Source organism: uncultured Anaerovibrio sp. (assembly GCF_947302755.1).
In the GTDB taxonomy this organism is placed as follows: domain Bacteria; phylum Bacillota; class Negativicutes; order Selenomonadales; family Selenomonadaceae; genus Anaerovibrio.
Genome location: NZ_CAMYWM010000163.1, coordinates 1 through 4,573 on the forward strand (window position 1 = coordinate 1; position 4,573 = coordinate 4,573).

Annotated in this window: 5 protein-coding genes; all 5 read right to left on the reverse strand. The window is 43.5% G+C overall.

Annotated elements, in window-relative coordinates; genetic code table 11:
* Window positions 1-16: 16 nt before the first annotated feature.
* Window positions 17-457, reverse strand: a complete 441-nt coding sequence (locus Q0Y54_RS11750; protein WP_297968178.1) for a hypothetical protein — start codon at window positions 455-457, stop codon at window positions 17-19.
* Window positions 458-487: 30 nt separating this feature from the next.
* Window positions 488-1,456: a hypothetical protein gene (locus Q0Y54_RS11755; protein ID WP_297968182.1), complete on the reverse strand. Its 969-nt coding sequence runs from the start codon at window positions 1,454-1,456 to the stop codon at window positions 488-490.
* Between the two features lie 231 nt (window positions 1,457-1,687).
* Window positions 1,688-2,482, reverse strand: a complete 795-nt coding sequence (locus tag Q0Y54_RS11760) for an ABC transporter ATP-binding protein (RefSeq protein WP_297968185.1) — start codon at window positions 2,480-2,482, stop codon at window positions 1,688-1,690.
* The gene (locus tag Q0Y54_RS11765; protein ID WP_297968190.1) at window positions 2,482-3,468 is read right to left on the reverse strand and encodes an iron ABC transporter permease; all 987 of its coding nucleotides are present in this window, start codon (window positions 3,466-3,468) and stop codon (window positions 2,482-2,484) included. Before Q0Y54_RS11765 ends, Q0Y54_RS11760 begins: the two co-directional genes overlap by 1 nt.
* 44 nt (window positions 3,469-3,512) lie before the next feature.
* On the reverse strand, window positions 3,513-4,573 hold a 1,061-nt coding region (locus Q0Y54_RS11770; protein ID WP_297968194.1), incomplete at its 5' end, for an ABC transporter substrate-binding protein.

Sequence of the window (4,573 nt, forward strand, 5' to 3'; positions counted from 1 at the left end):
CGCGACACCAATATTTTCAAGGAATTGGCTTTATTTTTGTGGTGGGAAAGTTGAGATCAGTAATATTTATCCAAATTTTATCTGACAGTGCTCCGGAAATATTAAATGTGCTGTCACCGATAATGATGTCACACCCCGATGCTAATTCCAGCCACTGTTCACGGTCAGAAAATAAATGTATCTCCGGCCTCTGACAATCTCCAAGTCCATTGGCCATAATCAACGGCACAGCCTGGTTGTACCATTCCCGTAATGAGTGGAAAGGCGCATATAAAGCAAGTTCAATCTGGTGAAAACCCAGCATTTCCCGTAGGAAACGATATATTCCAAGAGTGAGCACCGGATCTCCTAAAAGCAGCACCTTCTCTTCACGGCGAAGAGAAGTCTTATCCGGCACTTCCGCCAATGCTTTATTGCTGTTCATATATCCATTGATCTTATTCAGCCACAATTTCATGGAACGGGTGCCTACAGGAATAGCGGCAATCTAAGGAATTCCCTGCGTTTCCTGAATTTTTTGTGCCAAAAAGACTCCCTGGGCAGAAACCACCCAATTCATTTTTACACTGTTTAAATTGCCCCAACTGTTTAAGAGGTTGTCTTTCGGGAACATGGCTCCGTATCCATCCCATTCTATATGCTCGATTCCATGTCCAATCTTATCCAAAGAGGCACTTTGCATCCTTGAAGAGCCCAATATTCCAATTAAAGGTTGCTTCACAGGCACTTTTTCCGAATGGGAACCATTATATAATTGCAGCATGGCGTTGGAAATACCTTCAATATGGCTATGAAATCCATCCGTCTTGAAGCAATATACCTCATCAATGCCACTGCGGTGAAGGTTCTTCCTCAACAAATCCATATCAAACTTGGAGATTTTTGGTATTGGTGACTGAAAAAGGCAGCAAGGCTTCTCATTTCCAGAAGTATTCCAGTCTTCCTTTATAATATCCGGGAATATAAGCTGACAACTCTTTAATGCCCCAAATAAAGAAAATCTGGATTTTTTCAAGTGATAATTCTGTCGCCAGGATTGTGGTAAAGAAAAACATTCAGTACAACCGCCAGCATCTACCATCAAGTTGTATGTATCCCACACCTGCAGCATATCTGCCAACCCAGCAAAATCAGTCTGCATGGCGGGAAGAGATTTTTCCTCTGTACTGAGTTTTCCTTTTCCTTCGGGTATTTCATCCAAAAGCTCTGCCAAAAATTCTTCCAGCGGTTTTTTCTGTGGTACTACTGCACCCCTGTAAAGAATCTTTATAGGTACAGTGGCTTTTTTCTCCGCATCTTCCACAAATCTGTTCAATATAGCTTTATGCAAAAAATCAAGGCAGGAAGCGTAAATAACAACGCCTCCCAGCCACGGTTCTCCCAATGCATTATGTAATACATCATCCAGCTTTGTCAGCCACTTTTCATAATTTTCCAGATCAATGGCCTCCATCAAACAGTACCGATATTGATGCAGCTTATTCAGCTTTACAGCAGTATTATATACGCCACGGACACAAGCCGGAGAGCCGGTGGCGATTAACATCAGATCGTCCCTTTTCCAAATACGCCCTGGAAGGACCATAATATTGCCATTCTTATTATTTGTAACCCCTGGCTCTATTCTGCACTCTGCCAATGTTTCTTTTGCAGTCATACACACTCCCCTATCAATTCATAGCACCTGCTAATCATGTTCCATTAATTTTCCCGGAATACATATCTTTCTTCCTGCTTCTGGGACATACACCATGTGCACACTCATCTGGTATAAATTTCGCAGTGCTTCTTCAGTAATAATTTTTTCGGCGGCTCCCGATGCTAATGTTCCGTTGTGTAAAATCCCTGTTTGCTGCCCAAGGTAAATTGCCTGATTAGGCATGTGGGTTGTCAGCAATACAGCAATCCCCTTGGCGGAAAGTTTTCTGATAATGTCCATAACCCGTTGCTGGTTGCCATAATCCAGATGATTGGTAGGCTCGTCCATAACAATGATACGAGGCTCCTGAACAATGGCCCTGGCAATAGTCGCCTGTCTCTGCTGACCACCTGACAAACTATTTATGGGACGATTTTTTAAATCATAAATACCCATCTCCTGAAGGATATCATCCGTCAATTCATAGTCCTCTTTACAAGGCTTCTGGAACAGCCCCAAATGCGGAGCCCTGCCCATAACAACATAATCACGAACAGTAAAAGAATAGGGGGTCTGTTGTAATTGCGGAACATAACCTATAAGCTGCGTAAACTTTTTTGCATCAGTATAGGAATCATACCTTTTTCCCTGCTCCTCAATCCATACCTTACCCGACCATGGTTGCTGAAAACCAATTATACAACGCAAAAGGGTGGATTTTCCGGCACCATTGGCACCAAGTATAGAGTAAATACCGCCAGTTTCCACGGTCAAAGAAACATCCTTCCACAATGGAGTGTCTTCATCATAAGAAAACGACAATTTTTCGACCACAAGCTTCACTATACCACCGCCATTCTTTGTCGTATAAGCAGATAAAAGTAGAACGGAGCACCAATAAGACCGGTAAGTATACTTAAAGGAATCTCAGCATTCATTGTTGTGCGGGAAAGTGTATCCACTACCAGCAGGAACAGAGCACCCATTACCACTGCCAGCGGTAACAGTCTTTGATTGTTCGGACCAACAAGCATTCTGGCAAAATGAGGAACCACAAGCCCAATCCATCCAACGGTGCCACTTATACATACCGAACTGGCCGTAAGTACAGTTGCACAGAATATAACTGCGTAACGAATTCGGACAGCATTATGTCCCAGCATATGAGCCTCTTCGTCACTCAACATCAAGATATTCATGCGCCAGCGCAAAAAAAGCATTATCATTGCACAGGCAATTATCGGCAGACCATTATACAATAGATTTCCCCACATAACGCTTGTCAAGGAACCAAGCTGCCAATATGTAATAAGTGGTAATTCCGTCTCTGTATCAGCAACATACTTTATGATGCCCAGTAATGAGCTCATAAAGCCCCCTACTATAATGCCGGCTAGAACCAGCATGACTACTGTATTTCTACCCACTATACGGGGAATCATTACCGCCACAGATACAGCCAGTAAACCACCACAAAAAGCCCCAACCTGAATTCCAAGTTGGGACAAACCAAGCAATATGCATACAGATGCACCCACACAGGCTCCTGATGACACCCCAAGCATATCCGGGGCCACCAAAGGATTTTTGAACACACTCTGATAGGCTGCGCCGGAAAGAGACAGCGCAGCACCAATCATAACAGCAGCCAAAACCCGGGGCAGGCGAAGAGAAAAAATTACATTCTCTGCCTGCTCGCTCCAAGTTCTCTCAATCCCCAAAAGTGGGTGACACAATATCTTTACTACATCGCCCGAACCAATATCAAACCGCCCCGAACCTATGCTAAAAACCGTCATGGCAGCCAGCAGAAAAAGGAATAGCAGCATTATAGCTGCATATCCCCCTGATGTAAATCGCTTCAGCACCTTCATTACTGCACCTTTACGCTGTTTTTATTTGCCTCATCCGCAAATATAACCGCCAAATCCTCATCACTTAAATCATAATTCATAAAATCTTTCATGAAATCTCTTGTGTCCTGACGAATATTGATATCCTTGAAAATCCCCGGCTGTAAAAGATGGGCCAGCCAACGCATCATCAAAGGAGTTTCTACGCCTGGGGCATCCCAACGATAAATACCGAGAGGTACCTTATAAACCCTATGTTCCCTAACAGCCTTAACAGTACTCCAGTCCTGTCCAGGTATACGGTTCTCATACAGATCATCCGGAACAAATTTGTCAAAGTTGCTGAGCAAAATAATATCCGGATCAATCTTCAATACCTCTTCCATGGTAATGGTCTGATTCTGGTTCTGATTGCTCTTCAAATCAGTTTTTTCCGTAGGGTTATCTCCGCCGGCAATCTCAATAGCTTCACGCATGAAATTATCATTGCCCTGAAGACGCAGCTTCTGGGTACGCAGGAAGAGAATCTTTGGCTTGTCTGCCTTAGCCACATCATTGGACTTACTCTTTATCTGGTCATAAGTCTTCTGATAGTAGTCATTTATCTTTTTAGCACGGTCCTCCTTGCCCAGCAGCTTGCCCACAATAAGGAAGCTTTTCTGCAACTCCTCAACAGTAGTATTGTTAATCATAATAGGAACAATGCCAACCTGCTTCAACTTGGCGGCATCGTCCTCCTGATGCTGCCAAATAATTGCAGCTTCAACCCCCTGTTGCAGCATTCCTTCAACATTTACGGAAAAATCCTGACCGATAAGCTCAGTATTCAGGGTACCAAAATGGCTATCCTTGGTTGCCAAAAAATGGCCTTTATACGCAGACATAGCACCCGGATGAATTGCAACAATACGCTCAGAATTGCCATCCAGTGCGGTAACCACTGAAGCCCAAGGCAATGGTACCACGGCAATTTTCTTAATATCCTTTGGGACCTCGACAACATTGCCCTTTACATCTTCTATAGTTATTGATGTTAGAATAAAAATAGAGCAAGTCAAGGTGAGAATTTCACATAGCCCCA